Consider the following 21350-nt stretch of genomic DNA (forward strand, 5'->3'; position numbering starts at 1 on the left):
CAGCGATGTTAGATCCGAAACAAAACAGAGTGGATTATGGAAGTCAGTTGGCGCCACCTGATGGCTATGAATTGAGCGCAGCTATTGGTACTACGTATTCTTTGGATATGGAAGCCCTGATGCTAATACCAGTTTCACTTTTTTATGCTCAGCCTATAGAAGGGAACCCAGATCAAATCCGCTATGATATGTTGGATGCCATTACCAATGCATCAAAGAAAATCACCTTGTTTTGCCAGAAAGGTCAGATCAAGGTTCCTAAAAAATACCATCCGCTGATGGCCTATTGGGAGAATGGAATCGTACAAGTCCAAATGAAAAAGGATAATGAATCCTTTCATCCCAAAGTCTGGATAGCACGGTATGAAAAAGAAGATAGAGCTGCCGTATACAGGTTTATGGTCACCAGCCGGAATTTGACATGTGACCAGTCCTGGGATATGGCTTTCTCAACTATGGGTGTGGTAGGCAATGAAGCTGTTGAAGAAAATCAATCTTTAATTGATTTTATAGAACAGCTGTATTCCAATACTAAAAAACGTATCGATAGAAAATTTCTGTTTGAACTGGCAAAGGTAAAATTCAAGTTGCCTGATGGTGTTCAACAGATAAAATTTCATCCAATTGGAATTAACCATAGATTTAAAAATAAAGCCATTGTAAAATCTCCTTTAGTGTTTGAGGATTGGGATCAACTTCTGATAGTGTCCCCATTTCTGGACAATAAAACACTTGAACATTTTAAACAAAAAACCAAGAAGCCGATTTCTTTATTCAGTTCAAAGGAAGCGTTGGATGGGATTGATAGGACTGTTTTAAAAAACAAGTTTGAGTTGTGGAAATTCTCTCCTGTTTTAGAGCATGCAATAAATCTGGACACAGTTGATGAGGCATCGATAGAGGGTGTGGAACATGGGCTTCACGCTAAATTTTTTATAGGAGTAAAGGAAGGGAAATCAAATTGGTTTATCGGTTCTGCCAATTGTACAGATCCGGCCATGGAAAGGAATATTGAATTTTTAATACGACTGGTTTCAGAAGGGAAAGACAGGTTTAAACCCTTTTCCATCAAGAAGCAATTGACTGGAGAACCGGCTGATTCGAAAGGAATCAAATTGTTCGAACCTTATGACTTGGAAGAGGAAAAAGGACGGACATCAACATCAAATCATGACCTCCAAATCAGAAAACTGAAGTATTCGGTTTCAAAAGCCAAGCTTCTGGGTAAAATTGAAGAATCGGAGCAAAGATCAAGCTTCGGCTTTTTCATAAGTTACGATGCAAGAAAGCTCAAACTTGAAGAGGACTATAAAATTACACTAAAACCCCTTGTAGAAAATTCTAAAAAGCCTTATTTAATCAAGGCGGGTGAAATAAATGAAATCAATTCATTTGGACCATACTCTGAAGCGGAATTGAGTCCTTTCGTAGTTTTCACAATCTACAAGGATGATATTCAGCTGAGTTCTTTTTTGCTGGAAATGGATGTAGAATTGCCCGAATCAAGATTGGGTAGGATTTTCTCTTTGATTATTGATAATAGGGATAAGTTTTTGAAGTACCTCACATTCTTGCTGACCGGAGAAGAGACAAGTCTTATTTCAGATCCAAATGTCAAAAAACCTGCTGATGGTAATTCAGGTAAAAATGGATTTTTGGATGGCACTCCTTTATTTGAAAAAATGATGCTTGCCTCAAGCAGAAATCCATCAAAGTTAAAGGCCGTGGATGATTTGGTTGAGCGATTGAAATCAGAAAAGCAGGAAGAAAAGGAGATTATTGATGATGAATTCGAAAAGTTTTGGTCAATTTTTAAAGAGTTTGTACCCAAGGGCTAACCTATGAAGGAACAGATTGAAAAAACTTTGTCTGGATTAAAAGACTTCCAAAAGAAGACTGTTGAATATGTATATGACCAACTTTATACTCGGGGAAGAAACCGAATGTTGATTGCGGATGAAGTTGGTCTGGGAAAAACTATTGTAACCAAAGGTCTTCTGGCAAAAGCTTATTTGGACGCTTTCGAAAAGTCTAAAGGAAAGAAGCCTTTTAAGGTTGTGTATGTCTGTTCAAATCAGGCTTTGGCCAAACAGAATCTTAAGAAATTAAATTTCACAGGCGATCCTTCTGTGATCGATTATTCCAATGAAGACGATCGGATAACAGCATTGGCTTATGAGCAAAAGGAATTCAATTCAAACTTTAATTTTAGCATAAAGGCATTTACACCAGCTACTTCATTTGACAACAAGACAAGTGCGGGGAAAGCTGACGAAAGGTTTTTGCTGTACAGACTATTGTACTCTTATAAAGATCTTTGGCAAAACCGGAAAAGTCTGAAGTGGATTCTCAAAGGGAAGGTTGGGCAAAAGCGTTGGGATGAAAAGATTGACCTTATCGAAAAAGAAGATAAATCCCTTAGAAATATAAGGAGTGCTATTTTTTCAAGGTTTAGGAAGAATTTAGAAGAACAAGTTGACATTGACATTCTTCCAAAATGTTATCAAAGTATAGGAATCAGTTACCCCATTAAGCTTTGGACCATTCTTCGAAAGCTATGTGAAATTGATGTTGACGGTAGGAATTGGCATAAATTTGATTTTTATAATGAATTGATCAGTGAATTAAGATTCAGACTTTCCAAAGCCTGTCTGGAATTTCTGGAGGCAGATGTATTTGTCCTGGATGAATTTCAGCGTTTCAAGCAATTGATTGATTACACCGAGGAAACAGAGAATTTAAGTCCTGCTTTAGAGCTCGCAAGGGATATTTTCTCAATTGGTTCTTCAAAAGTAATTATGTTATCAGCGACCCCCTTCAAGCCATATACCAATGATTTTGATGCAATAACGGGCGAAGTGCACCATGAAGAATTTGAAACCGTTCTTAGATTTTTGATCGGAGAAAACACAGATGAGTTTTGGCATAATTATGAAAAAGATAGAAAAGCATTTTTCGAGGTTATCAGGCATCCAAATAAATTAAAACACACTTTCGATCAGGCCTATCAAACCAAAAGTAATCTTGAGAATCATTTAAGGTCGGCTTTGTCAAGAACCGAAAGGTTTTTGGTGACAAACTCCGGTTCTAATATTCTTAACACCCATCATGAACCTTTGGAAATCAATAAGGAGGATATTCAGGAGTTCATAGCGTTTGATCAGGTTACGAAGTATTTGAATGAAGTACACGATACGAATCTGAATATTCCAATGGAATATGTGAAGTCCTGTCCATACCCACTTTCATTCCTTGACTCTTATGCTCATAAAAAAAAGCTGGAAGAAAAAGCTAAGGTTGATCCGGAGCTGATAAGGCTTTTAACCAAAAAAAAAGACTTATGGCTTGATCTCAATTCAATCGATCAGTATAAGGAATTGGTTCCTAAGAGGGGTAAAAGCGTGCCCAATGCTAAGATTCGCTTGTTGTTAAAGGAGACAATTGAATCAGGAGGTTGGAAATATTTATGGATACCATCGTCCTTACCCTATTATGAATTTCAAGGGGCGTTTAAAGGCAGTTCAGGATATAGTAAAACCCTTCTTTTTTCATCCTGGAAAATGGTTCCTAAAATGGTTGCGTCCTTGGTTTCATATGAAGCTGAACGGCTTACAGTAGGAAACAAAAAGACTATTTCAGAAAGGGAATGGACATTGGAAAAAAGACAATATTTCCATCCCCCTAAGAAAAAAAGAACTCCTATTCCACAGCTGACTTTTAAAATAGATGTCGGAGACCAAGGAGCTAAGCAGATGAATAATTTTCTATTGTTGTTTCCGTCTTTGTTTTTGGCAAATCTTTATGATCCTTCATCCAATCTTTTTAAAAAATCAAGCTTAAGAGATATAAAGGAGGAATTGAAAGAAAAGCTGATTCAAAGATTGCTTTCTGACGAAATTCGTCTTCAGGTATTAGGGGAAGGAAATGATCAAGACTGGGAATGGTGCGCGCCATTATTGTTGGAAAAGATTTCAATCTCCAAGGATCTCACGAAGTCCTGGTTCGAAAAAGGTATGCCTTCAGGAACAGCTGATCCTGATAGCGAAACGCCAAATGATCAAACCGAATCAAGTGGAAAACAAATACACTTTGATACCGCCAAAGATGCTTATTTGTCCAAAGTGCCACTCCCATTACCCTATTTAAACGAATCAAAAGTTGGCCCTTTAGCAGAGATGATGGTTGATTTGGTTTTAGGTTCACCTGCCATTTGCTCACTCCGAGCTTTGTCCAGGTTATTTGGATCTAATGAGGAATCAATTGGGCATGCCTTTCATATTGCCTCGGCATTTTTAACACTATACAATAAACCTGAAAGTATAGCCACTCTGAGGTTATTTACCTCTGATAAGAAAAACTATTGGGAACAATGCCTCCAATATGGTATTGATGGGAATATACAAGCCATGTTGGATGAGTATTTCTTTATGCTGAAAGACTGTGAGAACCTTTCCACTTCAAAAGAGATCACGGAATTTGTCACCGATGTCTTATCCATTAGGACAGCAAGCATTGAAGCTGAAGGTTTCTCAGAATTTAAAAAGAAAATAGAAGGAAATAAGACGAAAAGAAATTCCATGAGAGCACACTTTGCCATTGATTTTGGCAGCCAAAAATTTAATACGGCCAAAAGTTCAGGTAGATCAATAAACGTTAGACAAGCTTTCAATTCCCCTTTTCGGCCTTTTGTTTTAGCATCAACTTCAGTAGGACAGGAAGGGCTGGATTTCCACTTCTATTGTAAGAAGATTTTTCATTGGAATTTACCATCTAATCCCATTGATTTTGAGCAGCGTGAGGGCAGAATTAACAGGTATAAAGGATTGATCATACGACAAAATTTGGCAGCTAAATACAAGGAGGAGTTAAAAGGTTCTTCCAGCATTTGGGAGGAAATCTTTACTCTGGCAGAAAGTGAAAAGGCTAAAAGTACATTCCCATGTGACCTTGTCCCGTATTGGCATACGGAACCCTTAGAAAATTTAAAGATTGAAAGGTTTGTGCCATTATACCCTTACAGCCGAGATATTGAGAGATATCAGCATTTGATTAAGGTACTGGCATTTTATCGATTGACATTTGGACAGCCTCGCCAAGACGAATTGATCGAAGCCCTTAATGCGGTTGATTTGGATTCGGAAGAAAAAGCCAGACTTAAAGAGCTTATGATTGAATTAAGTCCTGTCGTGTTTTATTGAAAAATGAATTTTTATAACCCCTTTTTGATCAAATTGATGATTTCCTTTTTTCAAGCTTTCTACATTAAAGAATGAAATTTCAAAGAAGTAAACATAATAAAATTCAAAAAACTAAAATATTATATTTACCTACTAATTCGTAGATCGGCTTATCTATATTGATAGAACCTACTATATCTATGCAGAACATTTAAGTGATTATTTGAATTAAGCTTCTCTGCCTTACACACTTGTTGCTCCGAATACGGCTTTCTCGCGAGGCTATCATACAAATTTATGATTTAACTGATTGTTTCTGATCGATCGGAATGGAAATATCAAGGATTACATACATACAGGCCTAGATTATCTATTTCTATGCGAGACCTTTGCCTTTGCAGACTGGTTTACCGGATGTGTTACGATTAAAGATTTGTCAAATTACGCGGCAAGAAATGGCCCTTTTTTCATTAATGAAGAACAATTAAGCTTGCGATTTGATAAATGAAATCCTGGTTTAAAAATAAGTATGTTGGATTCCCAAGGAGGTATAGAGAGGATAAGAAAGAAAATGACCATTCTTTTAAAGTATTAAATATGACAAGTCACCTAGACCAAGTTTTAGACTGCTTTACCCGTATGGATGTTGCTGGATTGGATTTGCTTTTACAGGAGCCCATCTATTATGACGTTCCAAAAGAGATATTTTTAGAGCGATTGCGTGAATTTTTTAAAAACTTTGTTGATGAAGATGATCCAGAAAATTCACGACTTACCTATTATCCTGGGGCTTGTTGCAGTAGACAATGTGATATTTTCCCAAACAGACTTGGATTCAAATTCCATGGATACCCTGGAGATCACTTTGATCTAAGATTTGTCTTAGAAAAGGATGTTAACGGGGTTGAGTTCGTTAAAGATATCTTTCCATGCTATCATTTAGTGACCAATGAGCTGATCGAGGACCTCGGAAGCCAAGTTTATTTTTGGGTTTATGAAGACGATAAAACCGAGGTTATAAAAGATGAAAACTATCCAATCAATTTACAGCGGGCTCTAGAAGGAGCTTATTATTGGGAAAGCAAGAAAGAAGGGGAGATGGTAACTCTGGAAGAAATCAAAGCTTGGCTAATTACTCACGAACCCACTTATTTATCGATTGATAGTGATGGCCCTTCAAAAACAGAATTCTGGAAATGGGATAACTTCCTTGTATTCTATAGTTACCTCGACCTTTTGGCAAGGTTTACTAAAGATTTCAAGGTGGACCTTGCCAGGTTTAGTGTGGTTGATGTTTCTGAAATAAGTCATCAAGATTTGATAAAATGGCTTTTGGAAATAGAAAACCGGATGGAGGACTATCAGTATTGGCGGCTACATGGTTCTACCTTTACCCGATTGGAACAGGAAGAATACGAGGGTAAATTAAATTTTCCCTTTTCTAAAGACCTGAACTTTGAACCTGAACTTCGGGAAACCATTGAATCATTTTTAGGATGGTTTGCGAAAGAGCGGAAAGTATGGCTAGATTATTATTTCGCATTAACCCCAACGGAATACGATAGTTTCATCGAACAGTGTACCAGTAGTTGGGAATTATTTCAGGTAAACTACCTCTTGTCTTACCATTGGGAAGTACGTGAGAAGTTTAGGAAACAGGGTGTATTTATCCCGTTTAACCTCAAAGAGCCTCCTTTTTCTTTCCCTTCAGGGGCAAGTCAATAATCAAAATATCTAGGCGGCTTTAGATTATTGACTTTCAATTAATTGGCAGACAATTAGATTAAGGGAATCAAAGCCTGTATCATAGATATACTGAATCTCTTTAAAAAATTTTCAATAGGTGACAATGCAGTTACCTAATATTTTACTTAAAAATCAAGCAAGGATATTTTTTTGATAGCACACAAATTATAGATTTAATATATCACCAGCTAACCATGAAGAATGAACTCAAGCTTCTAATCCGAAGCATTTCCTCCTATGTGATGATTTATTCAGGAGCTTTAATTTTGCTTTGGTTTCTTTTTGTAATCATTACCAGCTTGTTTGATTCTAAAATCTATTCAGGGGGCTCTATGGACATAGTCCTTTTTTTGGGGATGGCAATTATCGCAGTGGCGGCAGTAATTAATATAAGTTTGAGTATAGACCTGATAGCAGAAGCCAAGATCAAAGAATTAAAACAATCCGCTCAACCTACCTATCTTAGAAAGAATGTTATTAAATGGGGACTAGGAACGATTGTTTTTTTCATTTTGTCCGCTTGGATCGGTGATTATTTCATTCAAAGAAACCGGCTCAAGGAATTTCAAGTAATAACAGCAGAGGTAGTCAAAGCCCATCGAGGCAGTTTGGAGAAGATTTTTGAATATGTGGATGATAGCCTTAAAATTTCCAAAACAAAAGAAATTTTAAAGGATATTAAACGAAGTAATGATAAAGTTTTTCAGGCCGAGGTCATCATGATTCGGGAAGTTAATGACCAAGAGAATTGGATAGAAATTAACACAGGATCTGATTCAGTCGCACTTGTCAATCTGGCTTTTGAAAAATTGGTATTTGTACCTTTTGGAGACGAGAAAAAACTGATTCAGCAATTGATAGAGGGTTCCAATAAAGACCCTTTGGTGCTTGAACTTGAAAAAGGTGAGATTAGAGGTTATTATCCTATTATAAAAAATGGAAATAGGATGGTTATAAGGCTCAGCCCAATACCAAGAAATAATGGGAGAGGAAAGTGAGAATTTATATAAAAAATGTTTCCTTATATATTTGATTTAAAAACTTTATTTGAGTGGTTTTTCTTAATGAAAAAATTTAAATAATAATTATGATAAAAAATAGGAGTCATATTTGTCTATTAGTGTTTTTTATTTTTTTTTCTTCTTGCAGTGAAAAAATTGATAAAATAAAGTTTTTAGAGAGGCAACTTGGAATATGGTTGAATGGGAATTACAAAATAAAATATAATGGTGAAAATAATAGCTGGAGAAAGGATGTTGTGTCCATCGATTTAGTTTTAACTATAGATAAAGAATATATTGATTCATTAGAGAGTCAAATCCAAAGACATAAATATTTCAACTCAAATTTAAAATGCTGTGCGTTTGATGCAATATACCAAGATGATAAAAATAAAGTTGATAAATTTTATGAGAATTATAACAAAAAAACATCGAAAGTTAAAAGTATGGATGAAATAACTTTTGGTCAATATCAAATTGACTATTTGTCATATGATGGTAACTTGATTGAAGGAAAATGGGTAAAAAAAGATAATCAAATCTATGAATTTATAGAAATTTATGACAATACAGGTATGGTCCATAAAAGGGCTACTCTAAACAAGAGTATAAGAGAGTTGTCTTTTAAAGCTTGGCCCTCTCCTTGATCTATTTCCAATATATAGGACCCATTGGCTACATTAATTGGCTGTTATCTGAAATGTGAAAATCAACTCCTAATAATTTTTGAAATAGAAGTTTCTAATTGTATGCAATTCTAATGAAATATATTTTTAAAACTAATAAATTTTACTTTTAAAAGTCCCTTATTAATAACTCATCTTCTATTTAAATGATTTTCGATTACTGTACACAAACATTGCACAGAAATCCCCGAATTTTGATTCATCAATAAAAAATACAGAGGAAATGATTTTTAAAAAAGCAATTACAACTGTCTTTATGGTTCGCACTATTGGACTTGAACCAAAAAAAGTGGAAAAATTTGGATTTATAAACGCTTATTTAAAGGATGAATCAGCTGAAATGGAGTGTAAAGACTGTATTTTTCTCGCGTTTAGGCCCAATAATGAGACTGAATTTATGGAGTTTATAGAAGCTGAAATCCTGAGAACCAAATTGTTTTTTCGACATTACTCCTACCCTTGTGGAATTAAAATGCTGGTTTACAAATTAGATCCCAGATTGTCTGCAGATTTTGAGCTGGTCAGGAAGGGGAGGTATTCGGGAACTTCTAAGGAATACCAGGCTTTGTTTCCTAAGACTGTCACAGTTAAGAACATTTTTGGCAAAAAAGGGGAGGAAATTTCTCTTCAATACCGGGTTTTCAACAAAACAGCTGACCTGAAAAAATTCTGGGAGGATAGAATCGGAGTTCAGTTTTTAGAAGACCAGGAGCTTTGGCCCGGAATGTCAATTGAAAAAGAGACCTTTCATATCAATCGGTTTTTAGACGCACAAGCAAGCTGAAAACATAGCTTTGGTGTCTAACTGAAATGGATCGAAGAATTAATTTTCCTAAAATCAATCGATCACTAGTTCCTTTTTAAGGTAGCTTTTGAAAAAACTCAGAATCCTTAAAAGAGCCGAAAGCCCCATCTCTACATCGGCAAGTTCCATTTCAGCAGGAACCTGAAAATCACTTTGATGGTGAACGTTTAGGTTTCCAAACTCCCTGACTAGGTGAAAGTATTGGATATACCACTTGGCTATTTTGGATTGGTTCAGGATAGCTATTTTTTTGAAAAGGGAAATGTTAAGTTCGGGCCTAATCAAGGAATCAATGACAAATTCAAGTACTTTCCTTGAGGTAGATCCGAATTCATAGGCTGATGAATCTTCTCTTTTGAATGCATCAAGAATATTTCGAAATGATTCATCATCCACTCCAAGGTTTCTGATTTTCTCGATTTCACTTTTGATCCCACTTTTTAGAAGCTCAATTTTCTCTCCCTTAGGAAGAATTACCTTATTTCTTCCCAAGATCCGATTCATTTCAGAATGTAGAATATTTGCTTTGTCATCATCAAAAGCCACATAGATGATTTTTTCCAAATGCCGGCTGTACTTTAAAAAGTCAAGACTCAAATGGATCAAATCTTCTACAATTTCAGAAGGATCGATTTTTTGGAGTCCGGTACCTAGAAGTGGAATGGCTAGAGTCTTTATTTCAAGCCCCTTCAATTCAGCTATTGTCAAAACTGTGAATAGGTTCCTGATCGCTTCTTGAATGGTGAAATCCGTCCCTTTAATCTCCAAGCAAAATAAATAGTCAAAGTCTATGACTTCTGACGTGTTTTCAGCAACCCACACTCCAAAAGGATTTCTATAATCGAAGGTTAGGTTTTTGAATAATTGCTTTACGGAGATTCCTTTATCATGGAAAGCCCCCAAAATTGTTCCAGGCACAGGATTATAGCCTCCCGAAAATGCGGAAACAACAACCGCCCCAACCGGGAATCCTAACTGGGTAATATCTCCCTGATGAAGTTCAAAAGATCGATAGCCCGATTTGGTATCTATGTCAATTGAGTTAATCAAGCTCATGATGATTGGCCCATGTATTCCTTTTTAATTTGGGAAAGCGTTTCAAAAAACCTTTTTTCAAAGAGACTTTTCCAACAACTTAAAATCTTATCGAGATCCGATTTGGTGGTCCTGTCAGAGTGACAAGCCCTATTTCTTATATTTTTTATTTGATAGGCTAGATTTAAGAAGTCCCGATAATCCTCATCTGATTTAAATGGGTGGCTTCCAAAATTTGATACAGCCTTCTTGAAACCGGATATCTGACCACCTAACGTTGGACTAACCCAAGAGTCGTTTAAAGATTGATTAAAATCAATTGAAAAGTTCCTACCCATAATTACTTGAGCATTTTTACCTGGTTCATATTCATAGAAATAAAGCGGAAGTTTAATATCATAGTTACTTCTTACCCAATGAACAATCGAATAGGACAATTCTTTTTCAAAAGATTTTGCAAAAGGGAGAATTAATGGTGAGTAGTCAAATAAAGAAGTATTTTCTAGAGAATTTACCATTTCAATCCCTTGCTTAAAAAACAATTTAGATTCCCTCTGAAGGAATATTTGATTTTCATGGATCAATTCCTCAAAACTCTTAGGCTTTACGAGATTCTTTTTTGAAGGATAATTGAATAATTTCTGAAAAAAAGATTTTTTAAGGTCAGATTCTTTTCTTTGATACAATTTAGGTTCGAGATCTTTTATAATCATATACCTAGGTTTATCAGCCCTACTGTACCCAGATTCAAAATCAATAAACTCGTCCTTTTTTCTTTTTAAAAACTCAATACCTTGATAGAATAAGTTAATTTCAATCTCGCTGTCGCTTCTTTTTTTATTTAGTGGTCTTGAAAGGAGATTTTCAGGGCTGTCTACGTGTTGATAGTAATTTTTTAGTCCTAATTCAGAAATTTTTCTACTTAAATCAACAAGTATAGAACTGAAAGGGGTATTCAACCTCACTTTTCTAACCTTAAGAGAATGATTTATTCCTCTAATCCATGGCAATTCATAAGTTTTTGGAATCGTTTTTAACCAATCTAATTGACTGCTTACTGCTGTTGCATTTGTCGGCATCCAATGAAAATAGGGCAGGTTTAAATCAGGGGTAAATAGTATGACAGGAAGATTCCCAAAAGGAATCTTTAAGTATTCCGAAATAAATAATGCTGTAAGAGATGGATTAAAAGTTTGATAGATATTTTTTGGATTAAACAATTCATTTATTGCTCTATTACTCCCAAAAAATTGGCCTTTATTTTCTCTTGCCCAAGCCATCCATGATTCTGGAGGGTCTGCCAGAGCAGTAAATAATAATTCATTTCCTGAGTTGAGGTGCCAGTTGTAAAAACTTCTACCAACTTCAAGATCGAAATCTGGATCTGATTCAGGATCATGTAAGAGGATGGCTAAAAGTTTAATGTCGACTGGAATTCTTTTCTTTAGTAATTCTCCATCATTTTGAGCAATTGCTTCAAAAAGTGTATAGCTGTTCACTGGCAATCCCATAGTTTGATTATCATCGTTAAATATTAGTTTAACTTAAAAAAATTGTGTCAATCCCCCTTATAAACCCCATACTCCTTCAGTTTTTTCCTTAAGGTATCCCGTGTACATCCCAAGATTAATGAAACCTCCACCAGAGACCTTTTTCCTTCCCCATAAATTTTAAGAATCTGGCTTTTCTCTACTTCAGCTAATGACCGGGGGTCAGATCTGTTTTCAATTATCCGTGGTGGAAGATCTTCCAATTTTATCTCATTTTCGCAAAATGTATAAAACTGTATAAAGAGATTTTCTAGCTCCCTTACATTTCCTTTGAATCCATAGGTCCGAAGCTTTTTGATTACTTCTGAGCTGACCTTGAGCTTTTTCTTTTTTGGAAATTTGGTAAACAACAAGTCATTGAAATGGTGAAGCATCTCTTCGATTTCATCACCTCCCCGCTCTCTAAGTGCGGGCAGCTCTAGTTTCGTTACTGCTAGGCGAAAAAATAAATCCCAGCGGAATTTCTCCGCATCACACAATTCCTCCAGGTTTCGGTTGGTAGCGGTAATGAATCGCACATCTATCTCAATCTCCTTAGAAGATCCAACCGGTTGAACTTTACGCTCTTGCAAAACCCGAAGCAAAGTGACCTGCATTTTGGGAGAGATATCGCCGATTTCATCCAAAAAGACGGTACCTCCATGAGCTTCTTGAAGTACACCCTTTCGCTTTTCATTAGCTCCTGTAAATGATCCCTTTTCGTGCCCGAAGAGTTCACTTCTCAACAAGTCATCCGAATAGGCGGCACAGTTTACCGCGAGAAAAGGTTTACTTCGCCGATTGGAATGATCATGTATAAATCTGGCTAAGTTTTCTTTTCCTGTTCCATTTTCTCCCAAAATCAAAGCTCCTACCTGGTCCGTATGTGCGATTTTTTCAGCTTTGGCATAAATTGGCTCCAGGCTTTTGGTGATTTTAATTCCAGTACCTGCTGTGGTGTTTGGACCATCAATCACTCTTTCCGCAGCTGTGATATTGGCTGGAAATAGGTCTGAATCTAGGTCTATGTAGATCCGTTCAGGTTTATTGTTGTCAGTAAACTTACCTGCTCGGGTTTGAAACAACTTAAGGTTACTTCTATAGGAAGTACCTAAAAGATACCAAGCGGTTTGCATGGCGGGAGTTCCGGGACTTATAAAAACCTCAATCTGGTCTTGAGCAAATTCTGCCAATAAAGGATTCAGTTTGGCAATAATTTCAGGTACACAGATCACATCTTCAATAGCGACTAGTCTTCCCTCAATTTGCCTTCCTTTAAAATCCTCTTTTAAGTCAGAAACAAACTTTTTGAAATTTTTGACATCCCTCTCGTTTGGACTACTATTCAACAGGATATGCTTATCATATTCGGCCTCTTTCCAAAAATGTTGGTGCACAGAAAAAGTAGGCCCCGAATTGTCGGGTATTCTATAGTTTGACTCCGAAGAGGATTTTAGATAGTCATTGTTAAATGCCAGCCAAGAAATAAGAACCCTCATAAAGATAAAATTGCGTAATTATCAATATTACGCATATTTTTTATTCGTAAAAAATTTATCATAAAAATTTTAAAATACTGAAAAACAGATAAATAACTATTTTTTGATCAATTGGATCATCGCTTGCAATTAGTTAAGCATACCACACAAACCAAACTAACAACAAGCGGCCATGAACACACAAGTCCAACAGTTCGACATCAAATTCAGCCTTCACGGTAAGGCCAGACTTTCTCAAAGAGGCATCAAGGAGCAAGCGGTCTTAAAGGTGATCCAGTATGGAGAGATCATTCATAAGCAGGGATTGAAATTCCATTATCTCCCCAAGTCAAAATCAAAGGTGTTAGGCCAAAAGGAGCTGGAAGATACTCGTGATTTACTGGTGATCACCAACCAAAATCGAACAGAGGTCATCACTTGCTATAAGAATCCAAAAGCAGTGCATGAAGTAAAGAAGAAGTCAAAAAGATTGGCAAGACCATCAGTGCAGAAAGGTTGCACAGGTTGATTTCAACTTTGTCTCACCTTAGAAAATATTACATCAACTACTAAATCGATATGAATACACTATTTGACTTGTGTGTGGAATTCCTCCACCTCCTAAAGGTTCCCTTCGGGATGACTTATAAAGAAATAAATATTTGGCTTTTCGTGATTATTCATCCGCTTTTGACTTTGACATTCTTTAGTCTATGGGTTGATGCAAGAGCAAAAAACAAGGCTTATTCCAAATTCAATCATCAATAATAATTTGCTGATCGCCAAGGATCAACCGATATATCCATGACAGAACAAATCCAACCTTTAAAAAACCTTTACCAAGGCCAACTAGAAGACCCTCGATGGAAACGCCTACGACTTCAAATTATGGGTCGGGATCAGCATCGCTGCAGATTATGCGGGGCTCAATCTGGCTTACAGGTTCACCACCGGCAATATCACCGGAAAAAGTTTACGGGTGAATGGCTTAAACCTTGGGAATATCATTCTCACTTCTTGATCACCATTTGCGACTCATGTCATCACCTGGGGCACCAACAATACCCTATTCCAACCAAAGAAATCTAACATTAAATACGTTATGAGCATTTTCAACAAACTCTTCGGAAAAAAGGCTCCCGCTTCGGTAGAGCCACAATCTCAACTCTTAGCTCCTTCTGAGCCTATGGCCACACAGGTACCCTATATTGACAAGTCAATCTTTACGGAGGACAGGCACCCGAGCGAACTTTTCCCAAGTTCAGATTCCTTGGATCAAAGACGATCCAAGAAAAGCTTACTTGAAGACCTTAAGTCTGTAGACTATTATGGTATGGGTATGAGGGATGGTTTTGATGATCCAACCTTTGAAACAATGGATCAGAACATCAATCTGATTGCCTGTGATTTCAAGGAGGTATATGCGCAGGCTATTCAAGAGATAGACGATCAACTCTTGAAAATCGAAAGGACCTTGGCGCCTCAATTCGAGGAGCTAATGCCCTATGAGTACAGGGAAGTAATGCTTCAAAAAGAAAGGCTTCAGGAGCAAAAGCGTGACCTGAAGCAGCAGTTTGATCTTGCTGCAGTAGGAGAAGGGTACATTGAGAAATCAGTGGAACGATATAAGGCTGGTTTCAAAAAAGGCTTTAGAATGTGGAGCAATGAAAATTTGATGTTCAAGCCTTTTAACACGCTGTAATAATGTTACTTAGACTATTCTCCGCACTCTTTGGCTATAACTACGAGGTAGTAAAAGCCCAAACCACAGTAAGTAAGCAGAAGATCATCACAATGGGGACATTGGTGTTGATACCTGTATCCCTTTGGTTCTTCTCAGGTTATTACCTTTCCACCAACCTGTATGGGGCATCATTGCCAAAGGCTCTTTTGATTGGAGCTGGTCTTGCCACCCTAATTTTGATTATTGATCGAGCATTTATTGTTCAATCGAAAGAACCCGGAGCCAGCGGTTTGGCAAAATTCAGGGTTTTAATAGCCATTCTTTCTACAGCTTTAGGTTCTTTAGCAATGGACTTGATGATTTTTTCTGGAGACCTGAAGGAATATCAGGCATTAAAAAGTCAAGACATGAAAGAGGATAAAATCTCTGAATACAAGATAAAATTTGGAGGTAAACTTGAGCGATTAAAAGTTGAGAGGCAGGTTGCTAATGATAACTTCGGCCAGGTATCCAAAGAATATATTTCCGAAGTTGATGGGACTAATGGAACAGGAAAATACGGTTTGGGGCCAGCTGCTATTGCCAAAGAAAAAAGAATGCAAGAAGCCAAAATGGCTCTGAATAAGATTGATGCATTATTTGCATCAGAACAAACCCGATTGGATAGCGAAGCAGACTCCGTTGCAAATAAAGCTGTCATTAATGAAGGAAGTTCATTGATAAGCAAGGTTAGAGACCTTCATGAGTTTGCTTTCAGTGGTTTGACCAATTTCTTTTATTACGCAGCGGTAACACTATTTTTCTTCTGTCTGGAATTTTTCCCTTTCAAGTACAAATCAAAGACTGCTGAAAGCCTCTTTGAAAAAATGCTCCATGCGGAAGAGAAAGTCGGTGAACGAAGGCTTCATAACCTCATGGCAAGACGGGAGGAAATCCTTCGTCAGAATGGACTTCTTGGTCATCGAGCGGAAAAAATCCGCCAACTGGCTTCCGGTTACGAGAACATCCGAAAAATCGGCTAATAAATTCCAATCCCCCAAAAGACCAATCATTCAAAACCGATGAATAATCAATCAACCACTTCTCAAAACAGAGAAAACCCTTCTATGAAAAAGAAAACCTACTACCACCTGGTCTTGGACCGAAGCGGAAGCATGCAATCCTGCTGGGCTGAAGCCCAACAAGTGATCAACAGTCAGCTGTTGGACTTGAAAAGAATCCAAACCGAAAATTCGAATTCAGAGATCATTTTCTCCTTTTGTGGATTTAACCAGGCACTTCAGTTTTCAGAGGAGCTGATGAATGTCGAAAATGCGAGAATCGACTGGAGTACCATATATCCTGATGGGATGACCGCACTTTTTGATGCCATTGGTGAAAGCATAGATTTTATCAAAAAGAAGGCTGGTGAAGGATTAAATTCTGATGATTCCGATGTGGTTATGTTGATTATGACTGATGGCCACGAAAATGCCTCCAAGAGGCATACAGCGGCGGATATCAAAGAAATAATCCAGGTTTGCGAGCGAACAGAAAAGTGGAACTTCCTATTCCTTGGAGCAGGACTAGATGTGACTGAGGTGACGAAAGACCTAGATCGAGGAAATAGAAATTCATTCAGTTTTGATAAGAAGAGTTTTAAGACCTCATTTAATTTGGTCAATGATGAAATTGAGGACTATATCAAGCAAAAAGAAAGAAACCAGAAGAAGCGTGATTTTTTTGATAAAGGGGACATTTCCTTTTAATAGAGATAATCCCTAACTAATCAACAATTCTTCTTTATCCATTTCAACCAATTTCCACTCCTTTTATTGGAGTGGAAATTTCATATTAAATCAACAGCCCTATGAAGAAAGCTCAAGTAGCTCGAATAGTACAGGACGTTCAATGCTTGACTGATGTATATCCGGCTAGGAATTATAGAAATCTCGAGAGCCTCAAAAAAATTCAAGACTACCTCGTAAAGGAAATGACCTATTATGGGTATGAAACTCATCTCCAAACATGGACCGCTTTAGGTAACGATTACAGTAATGTCATCTGTAGTTATCAACCAGAAAAAGAGAAACGACTGATCATAGGAGCACATTACGATGTATGCGGAAATACACCCGGTGCTGACGATAATGCCAGTGCTGTAGCTGGTCTTCTGGAAACTCTCAGGCTGATTTCTGAAAATAAACCCAATCTGGATTTTGGGATTGATTTTGTGGCCTATTGCCTTGAGGAGCCCCCTTTCTTTGGTACAGAATTAATGGGAAGCTATGTTCATGCAAAGTCCATAGCCCCTAACCGGAAAAATATTCTAGGAATGATTTGCTACGAAATGATTGGATACTTTTCAGATGAGCCTGGAAGTCAAAAATTCCCAGATCCTTCTTTTGAAAAGCTTTACCCATCAACCGGGAATTTTATCATGACGGTAGGAATTGAGAAGTTTTCTTCATTTAACGATCAGGTTTTTAAGGGTATGAAAGAGGGCGGATTCATTGAAGTAGAGAAAGTCAATATGCCTGAATCAAATGGATTTGCCGGCCTCTCTGATCAACGCAATTATTGGACTTTTGGCATCCCGGCGATGATGATTAACGATACTTCCTTTCTTAGAAATCCGAATTACCACGAGCTGGGAGACACTATCGATACGTTAGATTTCAAAAAGATGAGTGGCGTCGTTGATGCGGCAATCTATTCCATTTTGAACTTTAGCAGTAAATAGATTTGAAATCCAACGTTTTGACGAATGGTAACGGGGTGATTTTTCTTCCAGAAAGCCATTTAAAATATAGCCTATAGCCAGCACACAATTTTTATGGATCTTCTCAAACCTTCAGTACCATAAATGAGATCTTAGATCTGATGAATTTAAAGGGAGGATATATGAGTCTTTTACTCACAATTTGAAAAAAATGAACCAAGATCATTTTCTGGCAAATTGAATGATCTCATTATCCTCCCAATTTCCTTTTATGTCTAGTATTTTACTGGTATCGAAAATCAGGGAGCAGTTATCATCAACCAGTTTTTTAAACTCTTTTATGGAATTTAGATCAGAGAGATACTTAACGGTGACTGTATTATGGGTCTTCTGATCTATTTTTCCTTTCGATGTAAAAAAATTGAATCCCTTGCCTGCTATCATGTAGAAGTAATTGGATAGGATACAGCGTTCGTGGAAAAATGAATTTTGTAAAAACACAATAGAGAATTCAACCTTATCCGAAAAATTACCTTCCAACAAATCTTTTACCTCTTGGTATCGCTTTGAAATAAAATCCGCAGGAGAAAATCTCTTATTTACATCACCTCCGACAACAAAAAGGATTTTAATAGGGGTAGTAAGCCGTCCAAAATCCACTAGTCCATTGATAAGCTTCGCGATATTCTCCTGAATCAATTCTTTTTCAGTAAATAGGTAAGGGTCAAAAATTACCAGCGATGATAGTGGTAGATCCTTTATTCCAAAATCTTCCCAAGATTTAAATTCGGCATTTTTCCCTCCCACATTAATTAAGGATACCCGGTTATTGCTGAATTTTTTCCAGGAATTCGGGAGAGAGTTCATTTTTAGCCATTCTTTATAATGAATAGACTCTGGTTCGTTTGTAGTGCTAAAGAGTACATTCATCAACATCGGAGGAATTTTTTCCAAAACCTCTGGACTATTCAAACTATGATTCTTATCTAGGGTGATATTTCTTTGTCCTGAAAATGATCGATCAATGAGGTTTCTTAAAATCGCATTACTGTCAATGGTCTTTTTATCCAACTCATTTGGACATAAAGCCAGAATCTCGGAAGAGTAAAAAAACCTATTAAACTCGGCGAAAAATTCAATTAAATAGCTATTCTCCAAAATAGAATTTCGAAGATCATTCAATTTTTGAATTGTAGGAAAGTCAATTACTGATCGTGCAGGAATCGTCTTCATCAATTGGAACTTGAGTTATACAAAAAGGCCAAGAGTCTTGGAATCTCATCAAAGAATCCTTCACCAAATTCTGCTGATAATCGACCATCTTCTAAGATGTTTATTTCCTTTAAAGGTGAATTTTTGAACTCATCAGAATCCGGATGGTTGAAATAGTAGATTTTTGTACTCATAGGGTCTAGCTCTTTCTTAGCCGTGAGGTATTGGAAATTTCGAATCATATATTCACTATGAGTTTCCACTACAAATTGAATATTAAATTCCTTAGCCGCATTTATAAGAAAATTAGCCAACTTGGATTGTAAAGAGGGGTGAAGATTGCTTTCTGGTTCTTCCAATAAAAATACAGTTGGGGGAATATTATGGGTCATTAAATCTTCTTTAGCTCTTTTAATAATGCCTAGAGAAATTTTTAGAATTATCGGAATCAATTGAGAATAACCGAAACCAAGGTCTGCTAACAATATCTTTTTCTCATTTTTAATAATGAATATTTCGGAAGTAACACCCTGAATTGTGTTGATGATCATCTCATCCCCAATATCAAAGAGTTTCAATGAATTATTTATAAATTCTCTTATTTCATAGGGAACATTCTCTCCATACTGACCAAATTCCCAAAGTAACTTATTCATTTCCACCATCTGCCCTGTAGATGAATATAATCTTTCGGTATTGGTTCTAAATGATGATAATGAATCAACACTAGAAAAAAGATCAATCACACTTTTAAAAGATTTTCCAAGTTCTTTTTCAAAAAACTCTTCAAAAACAAATTTTCCAAATTCCGCTAAAGGTAATGTTGGCTTCTTGGTAGGAGCTCCGCTTTCAAAAAAACCTGTATTATTTACTTTAATAGATAATTGATCTAGGATATTAGATAAGGTGTATAAAAATATATCTTCAAAAGATTCAGAATAATAACGCCCACCTCCTTCAAAAATGTATTCTATTTCAATACCTTGTGAAAATATATCAAGTTGATTTGTGAAGTTTTTTTGAAAGCTTTCTTCAACCCCACTAAATAGTGTTGTATTTTCACTTTTTTGGTTACTCTCTGGGAATAATTTAATATGAAAATTTATAAAAATATGCGGAAGAACAAACTCAGACACCTTAATTCCATTTCTGTTGAAATGACGTGTTAATCCTGGTAATTCTTTTATGCGAGGATTGGAGGATATTAATTTGCCATTATATTTCCCATTATAGGTATTTCTTAAGCTTTCAATAATTTTTCTAAAATCACATTTAACTTCTATCGGATAAAAGGAATAGAGATGACTATAGCCGTGGGTAAGGTCGTACTTTTCATAATCCTCAATATAATCAAATTCAGATTTCTTTTCTCCTTTTTTAATTTCAAAAATAATTTCTCCACTTTCAAAATATATTTTCATCGCTTTCAGTTTTCCAGATAGAGAATTTCGGGATTGCGAATGATATGTTAGATCAATTAAGGTTTTTTCAACCAATTGAGGAAACGGGAAATCAAAAGTAAAAACCAACTCATTGGATTCGCTCTTGAAATTCAAGACTTGGCCATACCAGCCTAGATGATGCTTGCCACCAGAAAAATTAAGCTCTTCAATCCCGCCAGTTTCGTTGATACTACTTTTCATTAAAAGGAGTGACTTGATTAATGAGCTTTTTCCAGAACTATTTTGTCCAGTCAATAAGGTTATTGGAGCAAAATCAAAAACAGCTTTTTCTTTAAAGAGTCTGAAATTTTCTAATCCTAAAGTATGGAGGTATGGCATGGTTTTATTTATTCGGTTCTGCGAAAAAGATTTCTTAGATGCATTTAGGGAATTATAAGCGAAACATGAAAAAGAGGCCTTAGACTATAAATTTAATCTTTTTCTTTTCTTATAAATTAGCAACTCTTCGAATTACTTCATTCGTTATTAGCTCCTCAAGACGATTAATAGATGAAATTCTTTCCTTATAGTTTTCTTTTTCAATCTCCTTTATTGTTAGAGATAAAATCCCAACTCCTTTATACCTAATGATTGTCAAATTTTTTGAGGATTCAATTAATGAAAATTTACTCATATCTAATAGTAATCTTAAATTAGATCTTATAGTTTTATTAAACTCTTCGATGCTATTATGACTTACTAGATTTGCACAATATTTTACTCCATTGATCACTATTGAAATTTCCATGATGTTTAATATTTAAGTCTAAATTATTATATATTTAAATATTTATTGTTGATCTAAAATGGTTCTTTTTGAATTTCTTACTTTGTATTCTAATAAATTTTATGTA

17 protein-coding genes are annotated in these 21350 nt (G+C 36.2%); 12 read left to right on the forward strand and 5 right to left on the reverse strand.

Going from position 1 to position 21350, the window contains the following annotated elements; genetic code table 11:
* The first annotated feature begins 5 nt into the window (after positions 1-5).
* The 6 genes from AAA938_RS00990 to AAA938_RS01015 all read left to right on the forward strand — a co-directional run bounded on the left by AAA938_RS00990 (position 6) and on the right by AAA938_RS01015 (position 9394).
* On the forward strand, positions 6-1838 hold the full coding sequence (locus AAA938_RS00990; protein WP_338226778.1) for a phospholipase D family protein: 1833 nt from the start codon (positions 6-8) through the stop codon (positions 1836-1838).
* A 3-nt stretch (positions 1839-1841) separates the two neighbouring features.
* Positions 1842-5198, forward strand: coding sequence for a helicase-related protein (locus tag AAA938_RS00995; RefSeq protein WP_338226779.1), 3357 nt, complete (start codon positions 1842-1844; stop codon positions 5196-5198).
* A 483-nt stretch (positions 5199-5681) separates the two neighbouring features.
* The gene (locus AAA938_RS01000) at positions 5682-6902 is read left to right on the forward strand and encodes a hypothetical protein (RefSeq protein WP_338226780.1); all 1221 of its coding nucleotides are present in this window, start codon (positions 5682-5684) and stop codon (positions 6900-6902) included.
* 263 nt (positions 6903-7165) lie between these two features.
* Entirely contained in the window at positions 7166-7921 is a 756-nt protein-coding gene (locus AAA938_RS01005) for a hypothetical protein (protein ID WP_338226781.1), read from the forward strand.
* A gap of 89 nt (positions 7922-8010) precedes the next feature.
* A complete protein-coding gene (locus AAA938_RS01010) occupies positions 8011-8571 on the forward strand; it encodes a hypothetical protein (protein ID WP_338226782.1) in 561 nt (186 codons plus the stop codon).
* A gap of 379 nt (positions 8572-8950) precedes the next feature.
* The gene (locus AAA938_RS01015; RefSeq protein ID WP_338226783.1) at positions 8951-9394 is read left to right on the forward strand and encodes a hypothetical protein; all 444 of its coding nucleotides are present in this window, start codon (positions 8951-8953) and stop codon (positions 9392-9394) included.
* A 54-nt stretch (positions 9395-9448) separates the two neighbouring features.
* On the opposite strand, the gene AAA938_RS01020 is transcribed toward AAA938_RS01015, so the two are convergent.
* From AAA938_RS01020 to AAA938_RS01030, 3 genes are read right to left on the reverse strand one after another with little or no spacing between them, the layout of a single operon-like run.
* The gene (locus tag AAA938_RS01020; RefSeq protein ID WP_338226784.1) at positions 9449-10471 is read right to left on the reverse strand and encodes a macro domain-containing protein; all 1023 of its coding nucleotides are present in this window, start codon (positions 10469-10471) and stop codon (positions 9449-9451) included.
* On the reverse strand, positions 10468-11961 hold the full coding sequence (locus AAA938_RS01025; protein ID WP_338226785.1) for a hypothetical protein: 1494 nt from the start codon (positions 11959-11961) through the stop codon (positions 10468-10470). Before AAA938_RS01025 ends, AAA938_RS01020 begins: the two co-directional genes overlap by 4 nt.
* A 47-nt stretch (positions 11962-12008) precedes the next feature.
* Positions 12009-13478: a sigma 54-interacting transcriptional regulator gene (locus tag AAA938_RS01030; protein ID WP_338226786.1), complete on the reverse strand. Its 1470-nt coding sequence runs from the start codon at positions 13476-13478 to the stop codon at positions 12009-12011.
* Between the two features lie 172 nt (positions 13479-13650).
* Here AAA938_RS01030 and AAA938_RS01035 point away from each other — a divergent pair, with 172 nt between their 5' ends.
* From AAA938_RS01035 to AAA938_RS01060, 6 genes are all read left to right on the forward strand, one after another.
* Complete coding sequence (locus tag AAA938_RS01035) at positions 13651-13986, forward strand: DUF4258 domain-containing protein (RefSeq protein ID WP_338226787.1); 336 nt, start codon at positions 13651-13653, stop codon at positions 13984-13986.
* Between the two features lie 50 nt (positions 13987-14036).
* Complete coding sequence (locus AAA938_RS01040; protein WP_338226788.1) at positions 14037-14225, forward strand: hypothetical protein; 189 nt, start codon at positions 14037-14039, stop codon at positions 14223-14225.
* Between the two features lie 334 nt (positions 14226-14559).
* The gene (locus tag AAA938_RS01045) at positions 14560-15159 is read left to right on the forward strand and encodes a hypothetical protein (protein WP_338226789.1); all 600 of its coding nucleotides are present in this window, start codon (positions 14560-14562) and stop codon (positions 15157-15159) included.
* 2 nt (positions 15160-15161) lie between these two features.
* A complete protein-coding gene (locus AAA938_RS01050; protein WP_338226790.1) occupies positions 15162-16163 on the forward strand; it encodes a DUF4407 domain-containing protein in 1002 nt (333 codons plus the stop codon).
* A gap of 39 nt (positions 16164-16202) precedes the next feature.
* Positions 16203-16889, forward strand: coding sequence for a vWA domain-containing protein (locus AAA938_RS01055; protein WP_338226791.1), 687 nt, complete (start codon positions 16203-16205; stop codon positions 16887-16889).
* A gap of 101 nt (positions 16890-16990) precedes the next feature.
* On the forward strand, positions 16991-17863 hold the full coding sequence (locus AAA938_RS01060; protein ID WP_338226792.1) for a M28 family peptidase: 873 nt from the start codon (positions 16991-16993) through the stop codon (positions 17861-17863).
* Positions 17864-18064: 201 nt separating this feature from the next.
* On the opposite strand, the gene AAA938_RS01065 is transcribed toward AAA938_RS01060, so the two are convergent.
* Both AAA938_RS01065 and AAA938_RS01070 read right to left on the reverse strand, forming a co-directional pair.
* On the reverse strand, positions 18065-19075 hold the full coding sequence (locus AAA938_RS01065; protein ID WP_338226793.1) for a hypothetical protein: 1011 nt from the start codon (positions 19073-19075) through the stop codon (positions 18065-18067).
* The gene (locus tag AAA938_RS01070; protein WP_338226794.1) at positions 19075-20835 is read right to left on the reverse strand and encodes an AAA family ATPase; all 1761 of its coding nucleotides are present in this window, start codon (positions 20833-20835) and stop codon (positions 19075-19077) included. Before AAA938_RS01070 ends, AAA938_RS01065 begins: the two co-directional genes overlap by 1 nt.
* Positions 20836-21350: the final 515 nt, after the last annotated feature.

The sequence above is a fragment of the Algoriphagus taiwanensis genome (assembly GCF_036245645.1).
GTDB classification, from domain to species: domain Bacteria; phylum Bacteroidota; class Bacteroidia; order Cytophagales; family Cyclobacteriaceae; genus Algoriphagus; species Algoriphagus taiwanensis.